This is a genomic window from Microbacterium deminutum, from assembly GCF_039530205.1.
GTDB lineage: Bacteria > Actinomycetota > Actinomycetes > Actinomycetales > Microbacteriaceae > Microbacterium > Microbacterium deminutum.
Genome location: NZ_BAAAOG010000002.1, coordinates 218,639 through 237,012, shown reverse-complemented (window position 1 = coordinate 237,012; position 18,374 = coordinate 218,639). Strand labels below are relative to the sequence as shown.

Genomic DNA, 18,374 nt, shown 5'->3' with positions numbered 1-18,374 from the left:
CGCGCGTGTCGTCACGACGTGGCCTCGCCGTGGGACGTCAGGAACGGCCGCAGCAGCAGGGCGACGAGGGGGATTGCGACCGCCAGGAGGATCGCCACCACGATCAGGGACTGCTCGCGGCCGAGTGCGTACCAGAGGTAGCCGAATCCGACCGCTGCGATGAACCGCGTCACGGCCACCACGGTCTGGGCCGCGGCGATGCCTGTGCCGTGGGTCTCAGGCGTCGTCAACTGGGCCGCGAGTGCGGCGAGCACTCCGTCCGTCGTCGCGTAGAAGAGTCCCAGGAAGGCGAGGCACAGCACGGTCGCCGCGAAGTCGGCGATGGGCATCGCCGCGATGAAGTAGGCGCTCAGCAGCGCGAGGTGACCGAACACGAAGACCCGCGCCCGGCCGATCCTGTCGGCCAGCCGGCCCATCGGGATCGCGAATGCGAGGAACGCGACGTTCGTGCCGACATAGAGGAGTGGGAACCACTGCGCGGCGAAGTCGCTGCGCGACTGCAGCACCAGATAGATGAAGCCGTCGCCGATCGTGAGCACCCCTAGGATGCCCGCTGCCGCGAGCACTCGTCGCATGGGGCCCTTCAGCACCACCGACCAGTCGAACTTGGGCTTCGCAGGCGCGATGGGCGCGGCATCCGGCGCCGTCGAGTCCGTCGAATGAGTGGTCTTCGCCCCCGTGCGCACATTGGGCACGATGATGCCGAGGATCGCCACGCCGATCAAGGCGAATGCCAGCGAGGCCACGAAGACGACCTGGAAGCCATCGGGGATGACCAGCAGGATGAAGAATGCCAGGAGCGGTCCTACCGCGGCCCCGATGTTGTCGAGGGTGCGATGCACGCCGAACGAGGTTCCCAGGTTGTCAGAGCGGGACGTCGCCGTGATCAGGGCATCCCGGGGCGCCGTGCGGATGCCCTTGCCGATGCGATCCGCGGTGACGACCGCCGTGATCGCGGCGAATCCGGAGGCGAACAGCAGCCCGACGCGTGCGACCGCGGCCAGCGCGTAGCCCGTGAATGCGACCCACTTGGGCTGCTCGCCACGGTCGGACACGTATCCGGCGCCGATGCGCACCAGCGCGCTCGTGCCCTGGTAGAGGCCGTCGAGGAACCCGAAGGCGATCGTGGAGAGCCCGAGGATCCCCGTGATGTAGAGCGGAAGGATCGCGGCGACCGACTCCGACGAGATGTCCGTGAGCATCGAGACGATGCCCAGCATGATCACGGTGGATGACACCGTTCTCAGACCCTGCCGGCGAGGCGCGGTGGACCGCTCGCCCGTGGTCTCTTCGGGCTCCGGCGTGTTCGACAGCGAGATGTACATGATGCTCAGCTCGTCCGGAACACGGCGAACAGCTGGTAGACCGTCCCCGTGCCGGCAGAGCTGAAGGCCAGGGAAAGCGACGACAGGGAGTCGGAATAGGCGACGCCACCATCAGTCGCCCCGGCGTCGGCGAGCCCGAGAGCAGCCCAGAGCTTCTTGTAGTGAGCACGGACATCGTCGGCGGACGCATCCGTTCGCGCGACGAGGGTCACCTGCATCGTGTCACGCTCGGTGGCGATGGAGGTGCTCAGGATGTCCGACTTGGAAGTGGGACCCATGATCGACTTCGGAAAGCCTGCCACGAGCTTGCCGGACGCGGAGCTCGAATGCGGCAGCGGCGCGCTCACGAGTGGAGTCGGGTCGGGCACCGGTGGCAGTCCACCGCCGGGCGTCTGCGTCGGCGCGGGGGGCAGCACTTCACTCCCCTTCGTCGGTGTCGCACCCGAGACGGGGCCGGTGGAAGCCGATGAGTTCGACGATCCTGGCTTCGTTCCATCTGCGGACGAGGTTGCGGGGGTGGATGCCGGGGCGGCACCGGGGTTGCCTCCGGGCGACGTCCCTCCGCTGGGCGCGATGAGAAGAGAGATCCACACCAGGAGGGCGATCACCAGCAGCGCACCGGCCACGATGAGCGTCGCACGCATCGCGGGCGTGATGGCGCGCTCGGCCGTGGCCGTGCTGGGAGGTGACTCGGACGCCGTTTCCTCAGACGTCCCCTCGTTTTCAGGCATGGTGACCGTCCGTAGTGAGTGGTGAATTGGCTCCGTCGCCAGGAGGTGCCGCGACTAGTGTCGCATGCGGATCTGGATGACTCCGATGACGCCGAGGACGCTCACCCGTTAGTGGATCGACGCAGCGCCAGGTAGGCAGGGGGACCCTGGATCAGGTAGCGGCGAGCGAGTCGTCGCGGCTCGAGGGCCAACCGCCACGCCCACTCCATTCCGGCCCGCGAGACCCACTGCGGAGCGCGCGAAACGCGCCCCGCGAGGAAATCGACCACGGCCCCGAACGCGAGCAGCACCCCGGCGCCGGTCATCGCGCCGAATTCTTCGATCCAGTCCTCTTGGCGTGGCTTGCCCAGGCAGACGACCAGGATGTCGACATCCTGCGCGGCGATTTCACGCGCGACCCGTTGGGCGTCGACGGTCGAACTCAATTCGGTGCGTGCCGGCGTCCAGTGTCCGGCGAATCGAATGCTGGGCCACTCCTTCGCGATTCGGCTCACCAGCGAATCGGTGACCTCCGGCGAGCCACCGAGGAAGCCCACGCTCTGGCCTCGAAGAGACGCCTCCTCGAGGATCGACAGCACCAGATCGCTGCCCGACAGCTTCGGATAGAACGTCCCCTTCACGCGTTCCGCATGTTTCGCGATGGGCGCGCCGTCGATGAGATTCAGCCATTCGACGCGTGCCACTTGCTGGTTCTTCGTCGCTCGGCTGGTCGGCCCGCGTGATGAACCGAAGTGATGGAGGTGATCGAGGTTGATCGACGCCACGGCGAGGGGACGGTTCGGTCGCCGCCCCGCCGAGTCGGCGATGAGTGCCTTCGCGTGGCCCGCGTCGACGAGGTGCACGACGATCCCATCCACCTTGATCGATGGCAGGTTCGCTGTGAGCGACACATCTACGGGGGTGGGTGGCGCGCTCGGGACGGGCGGCGCGCTCGAGACGGGATGCCGCCGCTCAGGCAGGCGGACCGCCTCGGGTGAAATTGTCATCAGTAAGCCCCTCTCGGCGCGACCATCACCTTGGCGGTGCGCCACATGATCATGAGGTCGGTCATCACCGACCAGTTCTCGACGTAGCGGAGGTCGAGACGCACGCTCTCCTCCCACGACAGGTCGCTGCGGCCGCTGATCTGCCACAGACCCGTGATGCCCGGCTTGATGTAGAGGCGGCGGAAGACTGTGCCGTCGTAGGCCCGGACTTCGGTGGGCAGCGGGGGGCGGGGTCCGACCACGCTCATGTCGCCACGGAGGACATTCCAGAACTGCGGCAGCTCGTCGAGCGAGAACTTGCGGAACACCGCCCCGACGCGCGTGATGCGCGGATCGCGCTTGAGCTTGAAGAGCGGCCCGGAGCCTTCGTTCTGCGCGCTGAGCGCGGCGAGCTCCGACTCGGCGGTCGTACGCATGGTCCGGAACTTCAGCATGGTGAACTCACGGCCGTCGCGTCCGATCCGCACCTGCCGGAAGAAGACCGGACCACGGGAGTCGAGAGCGATCAGCAGACTGATGACAGGCGTGACCAGAGCGATCGGGATCAGCGCAATGGTCGCGACGACGACGTCGAGTGCCCGCTTGAGCACGTGCTGACCGCCCTCGAACTCCGGGATCTTGACGTGGATGAGAGGGAGGCCGTCGATCGGGCGGAGGGAGATTCGCGGGCCGGCGACATCCACGAGCCGGCTCGAGAGGATCAGCTCGGCGGCGGTCCCCTCGAGCTGCCAGCTCAGATGCTTGATGAATTCCGGGTCGTCGTCCGGGCGACTGGCCACGATGATCGTGTCGGCGCTGAGCCTGCGCGCGGTCGCCGCCACGGTGTGCGTCGACCCGACTCTCGGGTAGACCTTGCCGTCGACCGACATATCGGCATCCAGAGTGTCGTCCGTCGCGGTTCCGACCACGACGTACCCCAGCTTGCCGTCACGCTCGAGCTGGCGGATGACGTACTCGATGTCGTCGCGAGAGCCCGTGACGATGGCGCGAGAGGTGAAGAGGCCGACACTGCGCTTGTGGGTCAGCCAGCGCCGCCAGCTCCAGCGATTGATGAGCAGTGCGAGCAGGCCGATGGGCAGCGCCAGGATGAGCTGGGTGCGAGCACCATGCCACTGGAACACGACGAAGGCGATGGCGACGATGCCGAAGGCCGAGAGGGTGGCGTGCGCGACGCGGACGTACTCCGTGGACCCCGATCCGACGATCGAGATCCTCCTGGTGCGGAAGAGCGCGAGCATGAGCAGCCACAGTGCACCGCTGAGGAGCGGCAGTCTCTCTGCGGTCCAGAGGTCCGTCATGCCGCCCGCGGTCGAAAGCGAGTCCACCAGAGACACTCCGACGGTGATCAGGACCACGGTGAGCGCATCGGATACGCGCAGCGCCTGGGCGTATCGGCGCTCCCAGGTGCGACGCCGTTCCAGGCCAGGCTCGATGCGCGGCGCGACAGCCGCGACTGTCGGAAGGACGTCGGTCCGGGCGACGGAAGCCGCCACGCGGCGTGGGCCGAGCGTCGGCGCAACCGGCTGAGCCTGTGCGCGCAGGGCGGCGATCGGACGGAATCCCGAAGGAAGATCCCCATCGATCGCGGAACTTGCGTCGATCGTCGTCATCGCGCCGCGGAGGAATACCGCACGCGCGAAGCGTCCCCAGTCGCCATTACGTTCCCCAGTACCGCCCGCGACGAGCAGGCTCGTCAATCCCCAGTAGCGCCTGTCTTTCCCAGCAGGCCATCCTCATCAATCCCGACGGGTTGAACTCGACGGAATCTTCCCCATTGAGGGCACCGACCGAGTCGATGCACCGCATACGAGGGTTCCCAATGCCTCGCGCTTGTCAATCTACCCTGCTGGAGTACGAGGGGGAAGCAGTAATACGAATGTGAACAACAACTTCCGCTGAACTTCTGCTCAAGACTGTGGATGACCTACTCGGGCCGGCGGCGTCGTCGGTCTGAACTCCAGGAGTGTCGGCCAGCGCTGGGCAGACTCATAGGCTGCCTCCAGGCCCCTCGTGCAACGATGGAGGCAATGCAGCTCTCGATCATCGTCCCCACGTTCAACGAGGCTCCCAACATCGCGGAGCTGGTCCGCCGCGTCACCGCGGCGGTAGGCGGCATCGACGCCGAGATAATCTTCGTCGATGACAGCACCGACTCGACACCCGACGAGATCCGCAAGGTCTCGGCATCCGCGGCCCTGCCGGTGCGGCTCATCCACCGCGACCGGCGCAGCGGGGGCCTCGGCGGCGCGGTGCTGGAGGGGTTCGCGGCGGCGGAGTCGGACGCGTGCCTCGTCATGGACGGCGATCTGCAGCATCCGCCCGAAGACATCCCGGCGCTCTGGGCGCGCTTCGCCCGAGGGGATGTCGACGCGGTCATCGGCTCGCGCTACGCCGGCGGGGGCACGGCCCACGGTCTCGCCGACCGCTCGCGGGTGGTCGTGTCGAAGGCGGCCACTTCACTCACGCGCGCGATGTTCCCCATCCGGCTGAGCGAGGTGAGCGACCCGATGACGGGGTTCTTCCTCATCGACCGGCGCGCGGTCGACGGCGCGACGCTCAAGCCGCGCGGGTTCAAGATCCTGCTCGAGATCCTCGCTCGCCGGAACCTGCGAGTGGCGGAAGTGCCGTTCGACTTCGCCGATCGGCATGCCGGCGAGTCCAAGGCCTCGATGCGCCAGGGCCTGCACTTCGCCGTGCAGCTGACCGCGCTGAGATTCGGCAAGATGTCGCTGTTCGCGCTCATCGGCGTGGTCGGCGCGGTGGTGAACCTTGCGATCATGTGGGGCCTCATCCATGTCGGGGTGGGCTACATCGTCGCTGCGGTGATCGCCGCCGAGGTGACCATCGTCGGCAACTTCCTTCTGCAGGAGCGGTTCGTCTTCCAGGACATGCGTGATTCGGCCTCGGGTGTGTGGCTGCGGTTCGCGAAGTCGTTCTCGTTCAACAACGCCGAGGCCCTCGTCCGCATCCCCGTGCTCGCCCTGATGGTGCAGACCTGGCACATCTCGGCCGTCGTCGCTGCGGCGATCACGCTGGTCGTCGCGTTCGTGGTCCGCTTCATGTTCCACTCGCTGGTCGTCTATGCGCCCCGCAATGCCGGCGTCGAACCCAGTCGCGCCAGGCATCTCGTCGAGGAGCTGGACGCTCAGTCCATGTCTCCCGGCGAACTCTGAGGGCAGCGCTGAGCCGTGATTCCCGAAGGGTGGATCGAGCACCGGCGCCCGGATGGCGAGACGGTCGGCTGGATCGTTCCGGATGGCGAGGGCTTTCGCATGAGGGATCTGCTCGGGCGCGAGGTGACGGCCGAGCCGGTCGGCTGGCTGGACGCGGAGGAGATGCTCGACAGACGCGGGATCGGCTACCTCGCCGATCGGTACATGCTGCGGCTCGCCGACGGCAGTGAACGCCCGGTGCGCATCGCCGAGGCCGGGGTGCGAGGCGTCACCGTCGTCGCCGACGAATTCGGAGCGGCATCCGCGGTGGGAGCGGCGGTCGACCGCTTCCGCCTCGCGTTCCCGGTACCGCCGGAGCTGCGTCCACGCTGACCTCGGCCCTCACGGCGCGGGGCCCGGGCGCTACGCTGAGACGCGTGAAGACGTTGGTCCTGACCGTCATCGGAAGCGATCGTGCCGGGCTCGTCGAGGCGGTCGCCCGGATCGTGGATGAGCACGGCGGCAACTGGGAGAACAGCCAGCTCGCCGAGCTCGCAGGCACGTTCGCAGGCGTCATCGAGGTCTCGGTGCCCGAGCCGCGCGCGGACGAACTGCAGACCGCGCTCTCGTCGCTCGACGAGCTGCTCACGGTGGCGGTGCACTCCGCGGTCGCCCCTGACTCGGCTGCGCGCCGCCAGGTGACGTTCACCGTGCTGGGCAATGACCATCCTGGGATCGTCCGCGAGATCTCGGCGGCGCTGCGAGCACAGGACGTCAGCATCGATCACCTGACGACGCAGACTCGGGATGCCGCCATGTCCGGTGGCCGTCTGTTCGAGGCGACGATCGTGGCGCGGATGCCGGCATCCGTCGACGTCGAATCGGTGCGCACCGAGCTGGAGCGTCTCGCCGCCGAGATCCAGGTCGACATCGCCCTCGCCGAGTGATCGGACAGGCGGCCGCCAGGTGAGCCGGAGCGCTCAGGCCGCGAGGCGCTCCCGAAGGAACGCCCGGACGTTCGCGACGGCGCCATCGTTGCGCCACTTTCCGGTCAGCGTGGAGTGCTTCCTCTGGTTCGGCGAGGTGAGGGTGAACACGCGCATGCGCTCATCGCCCAGCAGCTCCCGCGCGGCGGCGAGCTTCGATGCGGGCGACAGGCAGTCGCGACGGAACCGGTAGCCCTGCACCTGCAAGCCGACGCGCTGCTGCAGCGCGGCGCGGTCCTGGTCCGACAGCCCGAGCCCCGAGGGCCGCACAGGCATGCCGGCGGGCTCCGCGACCACTGCGCCGGCGACCCGGGGATCCACCGCCAGCGCGAGAGCGAAGTTGCCCGTGAGACACAGGCCGATAACGCCGAAGGAACGGCCGGACGAGTCGGCCACGTGCCGATGGGCGAAGTCGCGCAGCCATCCGACGGACGTGCTCACCCCGTCGCGCGCCAGCACGTGGAGCTCCCTGCGCACGCAGAGCTGCCTCGCCGAGTCGAGCGATCCGGGGTTGCCGTCGCGTCCCACGATCGATGGGACGACGACGCGGAAGTCCGCGGCGAGCACGTTCGCGAGTTCGACGAGGTTCTCCGAGATGCCTGGGAACTCGTGCATGAGCATGACGGTCGGCAGCGGCGCATCGGGCGTGCCTCGATCCGCGGTGTAGAACGCGTGGGAGTGGTCGCCGTGCGCGAACGTGCCCCGGTCCCACCCGTCGGGACACCACTCCTGTGCTCTCGCCATGTCAGTTCGCCTCGCAGATCCAGGTCGTTCGCCAGCGGTGCCGCTGGTCAGAAGGTAGCGCGGTCCTGCGCGTGCACGTGCTCGCTGGATAGTCTGATTCGAGTCCGCGCGGTGCCCTGCGCGGTCGATCGGACGGTTCCGCCAGACGACTCGCCCGGTGGGCACGACGAAGGGTGGCCGAAGATGAGCCTCGCGATGCCGGAGACGGACCCGAATGTCACCCCGCGTCGCCTGTTGGCGATGGCGGTGCCCGCGATCGTCGTCGGCGTGATGAGCGCCCTGCTGCTGTGGGTTCTCGAGCAGGCCGCAGATCTGCTGAGCGGCGTGCTGTGGACAACCCTGCCCGACGCGCTCGGGATCGACCCGTCGGGCTGGTGGATCATCCTGATCCTCACTCTGACCGGGCTCGCGGTCGGCGTCGCGCTGCAGATTCTGCCCGGTCACGGCGGCCCAGACAGCGTCACCACCGACCTCATGGGCAAGCCGCTTCCCCTCAAGGTGCTGCCTGGACTTGCGATCGTCACGCTCCTTGCTCTGGCGGGCGGTGTGAGCCTCGGCCCCGAGAACCCGATCATCGCGATCAACTCCGCGATCGTCGTCGCGATCTTCGTGAGATTCATCCCAGGGGTCAAACCGCAGCTCGGGATGCTGCTCGCCGGCGCCGCCACCGTCGGAGCCCTGTTCGGCACGCCGGTGGCCGCCGCCCTGCTCTTCACCGGGATCCTGGCGGCCCTCCGATCCGGCGGTTCCCTGTGGGATCGGCTGTTCCTGCCGGTCGGCGCCGCCGGTGCCGCCGCGACGACGATGCACCTGCTGGGTGCGCCTCCATTCGCGTTCGACGTGCCTGCCTACGGAGCGCCGCAGGCGATCGACTTCGTCACCGGGTCAGTGCTGGCCTGCGCATGTGTGCTCGTGGGCCTCGCGATGCTGTACCTGCTCCCGCTCTTCTACCGGGTCCTGCACGCGCTTCGGCATCCGATCATCATCACCACGGTCGGCGGGGTGCTCCTGGGCATCCTGGGCTTCATAGGGGGTCCGATCACGATGTTCAAGGGGCTCACGCAGATGGGTGAGCTGCTGAAGAACCCGGGTGCGTACAGTGCGGGTCAGCTCGCGATGATCGCCGGCATCAAGGCTCTCGCCCTGCTCGTGGCCGCATGCGCCCTGTTCCGCGGCGGTCGCATCTTTCCCGCGACCTTCATCGGCGTGGCTCTCGGGATGCTGGGCAATGCCCTGTTCCCGTCCATTCCGTTCGGGCTCGCGGTCGCGTGCGGCATCCTCGGCATCCTCGTCGTGGTCGCCCGCGACGGCTGGCTGGCACTGTTCGTCGCGGCCGCAGTGGTCGGCGACATCACGCTCCTGCCGATGCTCTCGCTCATCATCCTGCCGGCGTGGCTGCTCGTCTCCGCGGTGCCGGAGTTCCGCATCGTGCCCCCTCCAGGCGCTGACGCCGCGCCTGCGGCGGACGCCGCCCCGCAGGCCGGGGGCACTCCGGCCGCGGCATGAGTGCACCGGGTCCGGCTCATCGTGGTGGCAGAGGGTAACGTAGGCCCAATGCAACGCAGTGGTTTCGCCGCTCGAGCCTCCGCCGAGTGAAATGACCGAGCCGGTTTCGGCGGCGCAGGGCGCTACAGACTCAGAGCCGCCAGATGAGCCGAACCCGCCCCACGCGGGCGGCCACGGTCTGCGGTTCGCCGCGGTCGCGGCGGTCGCCGCATTGGGCGTCGTCTTCGGCGACATCGGCACCAGCCCGCTCTACGCGCTGAAGACCGTGTTCCTCCTCGACGGCGGGGCCGTTCGCGCTGATCAGACCGATGTGTTCGGCGTCATCTCGTTGATGTTCTGGAGCATCACGATCATCGTGTCCATCAAGTACGTCACCATTCTGATGCGCGCGGACAACGACGGTGAGGGCGGCGTGATGGCGTTGGCGGCGCTTGCGCAGCGGCTCTACGCCAACCGCGCGGGGAAGGCGGGCATACTTCTCGTGATCGGGATCGTCGGAGTATCGCTGTTCTATGGCGATTCGATCATCACTCCAGCGATCAGTGTCCTCTCGGCAGTAGAGGGTCTGGATGTCACGACCCCGGCTATCGCGCACCTGATCATTCCGATCGCAGCCGTGATCCTCATCGGCCTGTTCGCGGTTCAGCGATTCGGAACGGGCCGAGTGGGCGGCCTGTTCGGCCCGATCATGGTGCTGTGGTTCGTCGTCATGGCCGTGGCGGGTCTTGTCATGGTGATTCGGTATCCGGCCGTGCTGCTCGGGCTGTCGCCGACCTATGCGATCGCCTTCATCGTCGGGCATCCGTCCATCTCTTTCATCGCACTGGGCGCTGTCGTCCTGGTCATCACGGGAGCGGAAGCGCTCTACGCCGACATGGGGCATTTCGGACCCTCTCCGATCCGCCGTGCCTGGTTCTTCCTGGTATTCCCCGCGCTGACGATCAACTACCTCGGCCAGGCCGCGCTGATCCTGCACCACCCTGAAGCGAAGGCGAATCCCTTCTTTCTGCTGATTCCCGAGTGGGGACGCCTGCCCGTCGTGATCCTGGCGACCGCCGCGACCGTGATCGCCAGCCAGGCCGTCATCTCCGGAGCCTTCTCACTCTCACGGCAGGCAGTCGCGCTCGGTGTGCTTCCGCCTCTGACCATCCGGCAGACGTCGAAGCGGGAGGGCGGTCAGATCTACCTTCCGGCCCTTAATGGCCTGCTGTTCATCGGCGTCATGGCCGTGATGCTCGCGTTCGGTTCCTCCGAGCGACTCTCCACGGCATACGGCATCTCCGTGACAGGAGCGCTCGTCGTCGACACTCTGCTGCTGCTGCTCGTCGCCCGACCGCTGTGGCACTGGCGAGCGTGGCAGCTCGTCCTCGCCGGCGTCGCGTTCGGCGGCCTGGAACTCACGTTCCTCGCCGGCAACCTCTCCAAGGTCATCAACGGCGGGTGGGTCCCACTGCTCATCGCCGCTGCCGTCATCACGATCATGACCACGTGGCGACGCGGCCGTCAGCTGGTTCAAGCGGATCGCAAGAAGAAAGAAGGATCGCTTTCCGAATTCATCGAGGACATCCGCGTGCAGAGGCTGCCCAGGGTGCGCGGGATAGCGGTCTTTCCGCATCCGAACAAGGAGAGCACTCCGCTCGCCCTGCGTGCGAACGTGAGGCACAACCACGTTCTTCACGAACACGTGATCATCGTGTCGACGACCACCGCGCAGGTGCCGCACGTTCCGCCATCGGACGCATTCGTCTTCGACGATCTCGGCTACGCGCTCGACGGCATCGATCACCTGACCATACGCTTCGGCTTCTCGGACGAGCCCGACATCCCTCGCGCACTCCGCGATGCCTGTCGCGCCGGAGTCCTCCCGCTCAAGCCGAAGGACTTCAACCGCGCGTCCTACTTCATATCGCGCGGGGCAATCCGGGCCACTCGAGAAAAGGGCATGGTCCGGTGGCGCAGGTCCTTGTTCGTCGCCCTCGCACACAATGCCGCGGATCCCGCCGCCCGTTTCGGGCTCCCGGCGCTTCGCACCGTGACGATGGGCAGCGACGTCGAGATCTGACGGGCCGGCGCGCTCCGAGCGACGTTCAGATCCCCTCCACGGATGGCGGCCGGACACTGTCGAGCGTCGGGTGGTCCAACGAGAAAGTCCCTCTCCCTGTAGAAGCCAGGAAGAGGGACAGTGGCTCCGACCGGCATCGATCCGGTGACCTTTCGATTTTCAGTCGAACGCTCTACCAACTGAGCTACAGAGCCGCGCGGCGCACGAAGCTGCCGCGTCCTAGACGAAAGGCCCTCTCGAGAAAGGGCCCGTCGCTTCAGAGCGACCCTGACGGGACTTGAACCCGCGACCTCCGCCGTGACAGGGCGGCACGCTAACCAACTGCGCTACAGGGCCATGCTTATTCAATTTGTGTGTCGGGATGGTGACCCCAACGGGATTCGAACCCGTGCTACCGCCGTGAAAGGGCGGCGTCCTAGGCCGCTAAACGATGGGGCCGGATGAACCCCTGGCTCATCGCCCGGCGCTCACGCTTACCGACGCTCAAGCATACGCAATCCATCTCGAATGCGCCAATCGAGGCGGGTCTGCCCGGACGCCGGCCGAGCCTCCCACAAGATGACGGGGTGCGGTTCTCGTCGAGCGGGAGCAGGATAGAAGAACCGCAATCGTTGCGTCTGTGACTCATGTTGCTAATGTGAAAGCTGTAAAGACGCGTCGGGAGGATCGCTTGAGCTCCGAACAGGCCCGAGAGGACGAGTGCGGCTGCGCACCGAGTCCTCGTGAGCGGAGCCTGCTGTGGCCTGCTGTCAGCCGCCGCGGCGCGCTGAGCCTGGGCATCCTCGGTCTCACCACCTTCGGCGTGGCGACCGGCGTCGCGATCGCACCTGCCTTCGCGACGGACTATCCGTCGTGGGAGGACGTGGTCCGCGCCAAGTCGAGCCAGGTCGCCAAGCAGGCCGAGATCGCCAAGATCGAACGGCTGATCAAGGGGCTCGCCGACGATGTCGTCGCCAAGAGAGCGATCGCAGAGCGGCAGTCCGACGAGTTCTTCGTCGCGCAGCAGGCGTACTTCGACGCTGCGTATCGCGCGGACCAGCTGCAAAAGCAGGCCGACGCCGAGGCCGCGAAGGCGGTGGACGCGGCGAACAAGGCCGGTCGCGTCGCCGCCCAGCTCTACCGCAACGGCGGGGACGACACCTCGCTCGAGCTGTTCTTCTCGGGATCGGCCGCGAGCGCAGACGATCTGCTCGCCCGACTGGGCACTATGGACAAGCTCGTCGAGCGCAACCGGGATGTCTACGCCGAGGCGGTCACGGCCCGCGACTCGGCGCAGAATCTCAGCGACCAGGCCGTCGTCGCGCGCACCGAGCGTGATCGGCTTCAGCAGGCGGCCGAGGCCAAGATGGTCGCCGCGCAGCAGGCCGCTGATGCCGCGCAGGCCGCGCTCGACGAGCAGCAGCTGCGTCAGTCCAGCCTCGAAGCCCAGCTCGCCGCCCTCAAGGACAACACCGCGAAGACCATCAAGCAGTACGAAGAGGGCGAGCGGGTCCGCAAGGCGGCCGAGGCCAAGGCCAGGGCCGAGGCGGCCGCGCGGGCCAGGGCCGAGGCGGAGCGGATCGCGCGCGAGCAGGCGGCAGCCGGTGGCGGCGGCGGCGGTGGCGGTGGTGGCGGCGGTGGTGGCGGTGGCGGTGGCGGTGGGTCCGGCTGGGTCCGCCCGTCATCGGGATGGCAGAGTTCGGGCTACGGCCCGCGGACGGTGCAGTGCGGGAACGGCTACTGCGCGAGCGGCTTCCATTACGGCGTCGACCTCGCCGATTCGTGTGGGAGTGCGATCTACGCAGCCTGCAGTGGCACCGTGGTCTATGCCGGTCCGAACGGCGGGTACGGCAACTACATCAAGATCGATCACGGCGACGGAACGGGATCGGGCTACGGACACATCCGGCCCGGCGGGATCTTCGTCGGGTACGGACAACACGTCGACGCAGGTCAGCTCATCGCGAGCGAAGGCAACACCGGGTTCTCCTTCGGCTGCCATCTGCACTTCGAGACCTACATCAGCAACTTCCCGGTGAACCCGGTCCCGTTCATGGCCGCGCGGGGCGTGTCGGTCTGACGTGGACCGGATGCCGGGGGGCGGGCCGATGCGCTTGCGGCTCCGCGCATCGCGAAGCGATGTGCGGAGAGGTCGCGGGGACCATCCCCTGAGGGATCCCGTCGGCGTCAGTCCCCGTGCGGCTTGAAGCGGTCGAACGCCTCGCTCACCAGACGCTCGGCCTCGGCGGCATCCGCCCACTCGTCGACCTTGACCCACTTGTCGGGCTCGAGGTCCTTGTAGTGCTCGAAGAAGTGCTCGATCTCCTTGCGCTGGAACTCCGGGATGTCGTTCACGTCCTGGATGTGCGCCCAGCGCGGGTCCTTGCCGAGCACCGCGACGACCTTGTCGTCGCCGCCGGCCTCGTCGCTCATCTTGAGCACCCCGACGGGGCGGACGCTCGCGAGGACTCCGGGTGCGAGATCGACGTCGAGGAGCAGCAGCACGTCGAGCGGGTCGCCGTCCTCGCCGAGGGTGTTCTCGAAGAAGCCGTAGTTCGTCGGGTAGCCGAACGCGGTGTAGAGGATGCGGTCCAGGGCCACTCGGCCCGTCTCGTGGTCGACCTCGTACTTGACGCGGCTGCCGCGCGGGATCTCGATGACGGCGTCGTACGCGCCCATGGATGCTCCTTCGGAAGACGGTGGGATGCCGCGACCAGCCTACCCGCCGGGTCGGGCCCGTTTCGTCTCGCCTTCGGCTCGCTCAACGACCGGTGCCCCGGGTCGTTGAGCGACGGGGCGATGCGACCGAGACGAAACGCGTCGAGCCATCCGGTTCGCCCGGGTCGTTGAGCGACGGGGCGAAGCGACCGAGACGAAACGCGTCGAGCCATCCAGGGCGTTTCGCCTCGCCTCCGGCTCGCTCGACGCCCGGGACCCCCTGGTCGTCGGTACCGTGGGACCCGTGGAGCATCGACCAGGACTCGACGCGGCCGTCGCCGAGGTCCGGCGTGCGGTCCGTGCGGCTCTCGCGGCGGTGCCGCCGGGTTCGACGGTCGTCGTGGCTCTCTCGGGCGGTGCCGACTCGCTCGCGCTCGCCGCGGCGGCGGCGTTCGAGGCGCCGAAGGCGGGCGTGACCGTCGTGGCCGTCACAGTGGACCACGGGCTGCAAGACGGATCGACGGATGCCGCCGCCGCTGCGGCATCCAAAGCACATGCCCTCGGGCTTCAGCCGCGCGTGGTCACGGTCGACGTCGGCTCGGACGGCGGCCCGGAGGCCGCCGCGCGCTCGGCGCGCTACGCGGCGCTCGCCGCCGAGGCGCGCGCAGTCGGGGCGACCGCCGTGCTGATCGGCCACACCCTCGACGACCAGGCCGAGACGGTGCTTCTCGGCCTCGCTCGCGGATCGGGTGGCACGAGCCTTCAGGGCATGGCTGCGGCATCCGCTCTCGAGGGTGTGCTGCTGCTGCGACCCCTTCTCGAGGTGCGACGCAGCACCACGCGCTCGGCGTGCGCCGCGGAGGGCCTCGAGCCGTGGGATGACCCGCACAACGCCGATCCGCGGTTCGCGCGCGTGCGCGTGCGCCAACGGGTGCTGCCGGTTCTCGAGGCCGAGCTCGGCCCGGGGATCGCGGAAGCCCTCGCCCGTACCGCTGCGCAGCTGCGCGAGGACTCGGACGCCTTCGACGAGATGATCGACGAGACGGTCCAGGACCTCGTCGAGCACGCCGAGGCGGGGATCTCGGTCTCGGCCGCGGCGCTCGCAGCGAACCCGGCCGCGCTGCGGCAGCGGCTCATCCGTCACGTGGTGGCGGCCGAATTCGGTCAGAGCCTCACGCGGGGGCAGACTCTCGAGGTCGCGCGGCTCGTGACGGACTGGTCGGGTCAGGGGCCGGTCGACCTGCCCGGATGCCGCGCGCAGCGCGTGGGCGGGCGGCTCGAGTTCACCGCGCGGCGATGAGATCCGGATACGCTCGGTCCATGCGCGCGGCCGAGATCCAGAACGAGCTCACCGAAGTCCTCGTCACCGAAGAGCAGATCCTCGCAAAGCTCGACGAAGTGGCCGCGCAGGTCGCGCTGGACTACGCGGGCAAGAACCTCCTCCTGGTCGGGGTGCTCAAGGGCGCGATCATGGTGATGGCGGACTTCTCGCGGGCGCTGCCGACCGTCGTGCCGATGGACTGGATGGCGGTCTCGTCGTACGGCGCCGGCACGAAGTCCAGTGGCGTCGTGCAGATCCGCAAGGATCTCGACGAGGACCTCCACGATCGCGATGTGCTGATCATCGAGGACATCATCGACTCGGGCCTGACCCTCAGCTGGCTGCTCGAGAACTTCGAATCGCGCGGCGCGAAGTCCGTCGAGGTGTTCGCGCTGCTGCGCAAGCCTGACGCGGCGAAGGTGCAGGTGGACTGCAAGTACGTGGGGTTCGACATCCCGAACGAGTTCGTCGTCGGCTACGGCCTGGATTACGCCGAGCGCTACCGCAATCTGCGGGATGTCGCGATCCTCGCTCCGCACGTGTATTCCTGAGAGCGGCGGGGCGGGCCGCGCCCGGTCGTTGAGCGAGCGGGGGGATGGTCGGTTCCGGTCCGGTCGTTGAGCGAGCGGAGCGAGACGAAACGCTCCGGAGTGCTCGGCGCGTTTCGTCTCGGTCGCTGCGCTCCCTCGCTCAACGACCCGAGGGTGGGCCGCGCCCGGCTACGCCGGAACGGACCGGGAGTGCTCGGCGCTCCCGCCGCTGGCGAGCTGGGTGGCCGGTCCGGCGTACGCCGTCGGCGAATACGCAGGCAGGGCACAGAATCCCCGCGATACCCTGATTCCACCGTTGCCGAGGCATTCCTGGCCCGCGCGGACGGATCGCCGACGAAGGGACCGAGCACCCGCTCGCACACCATGGACATCAAGAAGATCACTCGCAACCCGCTCTTCTACGTGCTGATGATCGGGTTCCTGCTCGTCGTGGGCTTCTCGCTGATCTCGAGCCTGGGTGGCGCGAAGCAGATCTCGACGCAGGAGGGACTTCAGCTCCTCTCCGGCAAGACGGTCACCGAGGTCGTGAACACCGACGGCGATCAGCGCGTCGACATGAAGCTCTCCACCCCGTACCAGGGCGCCAGCGACGTGCAGTTCTACTACGTGTCCGCGCGCGCGGACGAAGTGGTGACGGCGATCAGCGCCGCCGCCCCCAAGGACGGCTTCAACGACGCGGTGCCGAAGGCGACCTGGTTCGACGGCTTCCTCTCCCTCCTGCTGCCCATCGTGCTGCTCGGTCTGCTGTTCTGGTTCCTGCTCTCGAGCGCGCAGGGCGGCGGCAACAAGGTCATGCAGTTCGGCAAGTCGCGCGCGAAGCTCGTGACCAAGGAGATGCCGCAGGTCACGTTCGAGGATGTCGCGGGCGCGGACGAGGCGATCGAGGAGATGCAGGAGATCAAGGACTTCCTGAAGGATCCCGCCCGGTTCCAGGCCGTCGGCGCGCGCATCCCGAAGGGCGTGCTGCTGTACGGCCCTCCCGGAACCGGAAAGACCCTGCTCGCCCGCGCGGTCGCGGGTGAAGCCGGTGTGCCGTTCTACTCGATCTCGGGCTCGGACTTCGTCGAGATGTTCGTCGGCGTCGGCGCCAGCCGCGTGCGCGACCTGTTCAACCAGGCCAAAGAGACCGCCCCGGCGATCATCTTCATCGATGAGATCGACGCCGTCGGCCGCCACCGCGGCGCCGGCCTCGGCGGCGGGCACGACGAGCGCGAGCAGACGCTCAACCAGATGCTCGTCGAGATGGACGGCTTCGACCCCAAGGCGAACGTCATCGTCATCGCGGCGACGAACCGCCCCGACATCCTCGACCCCGCCCTGCTGCGTCCCGGTCGCTTCGACCGGCAGATCGGCGTGGACGCGCCGGACCTCAAGGGCCGAAAGCGCATCCTCGAGGTGCACGGCCGCGGCAAACCGCTGGCGGACGGCGTCGACCTGGAGGTCGTCGCCCGGAAGACTCCTGGATTCACCGGCGCCGACCTCGCCAACGTTCTCAACGAGGCGGCCCTGCTGACGGCCCGCTCGAACGCGCAGCTCATCGACAACCGCGCGCTCGACGAGGCGATCGACCGCGTGATCGCAGGCCCGCAGCGCCGGACCCGCGTGATGAAGGACAAAGAGAAGCTCATCACCGCCTACCACGAGGGCGGGCACGCGCTCGCTGCGGCGGCGATGAACCACACCGACCCGGTGACGAAGATCACGATCCTGCCCCGCGGCAAGGCACTCGGGTACACCATGGTGCTGCCGCTGGACGACAAGTACTCCATCACGCGCAACGAGCTGCAGGACCAGCTCGCCTACGCGATGGGCGGCCGCGTCGCGGAGGAGATCGTCTTCCACGACCCGACGACCGGCGCCTCGAACGACATCGAGAAGGCGACGAGCATCGCCCGCAAGATGGTCACCGAGTACGGGATGACGATGGATGTCGGACCCGTGAAGCTCGGCTCGTCATCGGGCGAGGTGTTCATGGGACGCGACATGGGCCACGGCCGCGACTTCAGCGAACGGGTGGCGGAGCGCGTCGACGCGCAGGTGCGCGCTCTCATCGAGCAGGCGCACAACGAGGCGTACGAGGTCATCAACGCCAACCGCGAGATCCTCGACCGGCTCGCGCTGCTGCTGCTCGAGAAGGAGACGCTCGACCACCTCGAACTCGCAGACCTCTTCTCGGATGTCGAGAAGCTCCCGCCGCGCCCGCAGTGGCTGTCGAGCGAGCAGCGCCCGGTCTCGACGCTCCCGCCGGTCGAGGTTCCGACGCGGGCCGTTCGCGAGCCCGTCGCAGCCTCGGTCGCGGCTGAGCAGCAGGCTCCCGAAAAGGCGGCCAAGCGCCGCCCGACCGGTCAGGCGCGTCCCGCAACCGCGTAGGCT

Annotated in this window: 15 protein-coding genes and 3 tRNA genes; 9 read left to right on the top strand and 9 right to left on the bottom strand. The window is 68.0% G+C overall.

The genetic code is table 11. The annotated features are described in order from the left end of the window. Window positions 1-11: 11 nt before the first annotated feature. From ABD212_RS07385 to ABD212_RS07370, 4 genes are all read right to left on the bottom strand, one after another. Entirely contained in the window at window positions 12-1,325 is a 1,314-nt protein-coding gene (locus ABD212_RS07385; protein WP_344092911.1) for an MFS transporter, read from the bottom strand. Window positions 1,326-1,330: 5 nt separating this feature from the next. Next, window positions 1,331-2,056 carry a hypothetical protein gene (locus ABD212_RS07380; protein WP_344092909.1) on the bottom strand — a complete coding sequence of 242 codons (726 nt, stop codon included), beginning with the start codon at window positions 2,054-2,056 and terminating at the stop codon, window positions 1,331-1,333. Between the two features lie 101 nt (window positions 2,057-2,157). Next, entirely contained in the window at window positions 2,158-3,042 is an 885-nt protein-coding gene (locus ABD212_RS07375) for a WecB/TagA/CpsF family glycosyltransferase (RefSeq protein ID WP_344092907.1), read from the bottom strand. Further along, window positions 3,042-4,652, bottom strand: coding sequence for a sugar transferase (locus ABD212_RS07370; RefSeq protein ID WP_344092904.1), 1,611 nt, complete (start codon window positions 4,650-4,652; stop codon window positions 3,042-3,044). The genes ABD212_RS07375 and ABD212_RS07370 overlap by 1 nt, the downstream gene beginning before the upstream one ends. A gap of 417 nt (window positions 4,653-5,069) precedes the next feature. On the opposite strand from ABD212_RS07370, the gene ABD212_RS07365 reads away from it, so the two are divergent. From ABD212_RS07365 to ABD212_RS07355, 3 genes are all read left to right on the top strand, one after another. Continuing rightward, window positions 5,070-6,215, top strand: a complete 1,146-nt coding sequence (locus ABD212_RS07365; protein ID WP_344092902.1) for a glycosyltransferase — start codon at window positions 5,070-5,072, stop codon at window positions 6,213-6,215. A gap of 99 nt (window positions 6,216-6,314) precedes the next feature. Next, window positions 6,315-6,587 (top strand): hypothetical protein, encoded by a 273-nt coding sequence (locus tag ABD212_RS07360; protein WP_344092901.1) that lies wholly within the window; start codon window positions 6,315-6,317, stop codon window positions 6,585-6,587. A gap of 44 nt (window positions 6,588-6,631) precedes the next feature. Then, the gene (locus ABD212_RS07355) at window positions 6,632-7,141 is read left to right on the top strand and encodes a glycine cleavage system transcriptional repressor (protein WP_344092899.1); all 510 of its coding nucleotides are present in this window, start codon (window positions 6,632-6,634) and stop codon (window positions 7,139-7,141) included. 33 nt (window positions 7,142-7,174) lie between these two features. Here ABD212_RS07355 and ABD212_RS07350 read toward each other — a convergent pair whose 3' ends face one another. After that, entirely contained in the window at window positions 7,175-7,924 is a 750-nt protein-coding gene (locus ABD212_RS07350) for a dienelactone hydrolase family protein (RefSeq protein ID WP_344092897.1), read from the bottom strand. A gap of 183 nt (window positions 7,925-8,107) precedes the next feature. On the opposite strand from ABD212_RS07350, the gene ABD212_RS07345 reads away from it, so the two are divergent. Beyond that, a complete protein-coding gene (locus ABD212_RS07345; RefSeq protein ID WP_344092895.1) occupies window positions 8,108-9,430 on the top strand; it encodes an ion channel protein in 1,323 nt (440 codons plus the stop codon). A gap of 91 nt (window positions 9,431-9,521) precedes the next feature. Further along, window positions 9,522-11,492, top strand: coding sequence for a potassium transporter Kup (locus ABD212_RS07340; RefSeq protein WP_344092893.1), 1,971 nt, complete (start codon window positions 9,522-9,524; stop codon window positions 11,490-11,492). Between the two features lie 121 nt (window positions 11,493-11,613). Here the strand turns inward: ABD212_RS07340 and ABD212_RS07335 are convergent. The 3 genes from ABD212_RS07335 to ABD212_RS07325 all read right to left on the bottom strand — a co-directional run bounded on the left by ABD212_RS07335 (window position 11,614) and on the right by ABD212_RS07325 (window position 11,930). Continuing rightward, window positions 11,614-11,686: transfer RNA gene (locus tag ABD212_RS07335), tRNA-Phe, on the bottom strand. Window positions 11,687-11,754: 68 nt separating this feature from the next. Then, a tRNA-Asp gene (locus tag ABD212_RS07330) sits at window positions 11,755-11,828 on the bottom strand. Window positions 11,829-11,854: 26 nt separating this feature from the next. Beyond that, window positions 11,855-11,930: transfer RNA gene (locus ABD212_RS07325), tRNA-Glu, on the bottom strand. A gap of 232 nt (window positions 11,931-12,162) precedes the next feature. Here ABD212_RS07325 and ABD212_RS07320 point away from each other — a divergent pair. Further along, window positions 12,163-13,551 carry a peptidoglycan DD-metalloendopeptidase family protein gene (locus ABD212_RS07320; RefSeq protein ID WP_344092891.1) on the top strand — a complete coding sequence of 463 codons (1,389 nt, stop codon included), beginning with the start codon at window positions 12,163-12,165 and terminating at the stop codon, window positions 13,549-13,551. A 107-nt stretch (window positions 13,552-13,658) separates the two neighbouring features. On the opposite strand, the gene ABD212_RS07315 is transcribed toward ABD212_RS07320, so the two are convergent. After that, window positions 13,659-14,150, bottom strand: a complete 492-nt coding sequence (locus tag ABD212_RS07315) for an inorganic diphosphatase (RefSeq protein ID WP_344092889.1) — start codon at window positions 14,148-14,150, stop codon at window positions 13,659-13,661. 274 nt (window positions 14,151-14,424) lie between these two features. Here ABD212_RS07315 and tilS point away from each other — a divergent pair, with 274 nt between their 5' ends. The 3 genes from tilS (at window position 14,425) to ftsH (ending at window position 18,371) form a co-directional block, all read left to right on the top strand. Next, window positions 14,425-15,429, top strand: a complete 1,005-nt coding sequence (gene tilS / locus ABD212_RS07310; protein ID WP_344092887.1) for a tRNA lysidine(34) synthetase TilS — start codon at window positions 14,425-14,427, stop codon at window positions 15,427-15,429. Between the two features lie 20 nt (window positions 15,430-15,449). Beyond that, window positions 15,450-16,001 carry a hypoxanthine phosphoribosyltransferase gene (gene hpt, locus ABD212_RS07305; RefSeq protein WP_344092885.1) on the top strand — a complete coding sequence of 184 codons (552 nt, stop codon included), beginning with the start codon at window positions 15,450-15,452 and terminating at the stop codon, window positions 15,999-16,001. A 363-nt stretch (window positions 16,002-16,364) separates the two neighbouring features. Continuing rightward, on the top strand, window positions 16,365-18,371 hold the full coding sequence (gene ftsH, locus ABD212_RS07300; RefSeq protein WP_344092882.1) for an ATP-dependent zinc metalloprotease FtsH: 2,007 nt from the start codon (window positions 16,365-16,367) through the stop codon (window positions 18,369-18,371). Window positions 18,372-18,374: the final 3 nt, after the last annotated feature.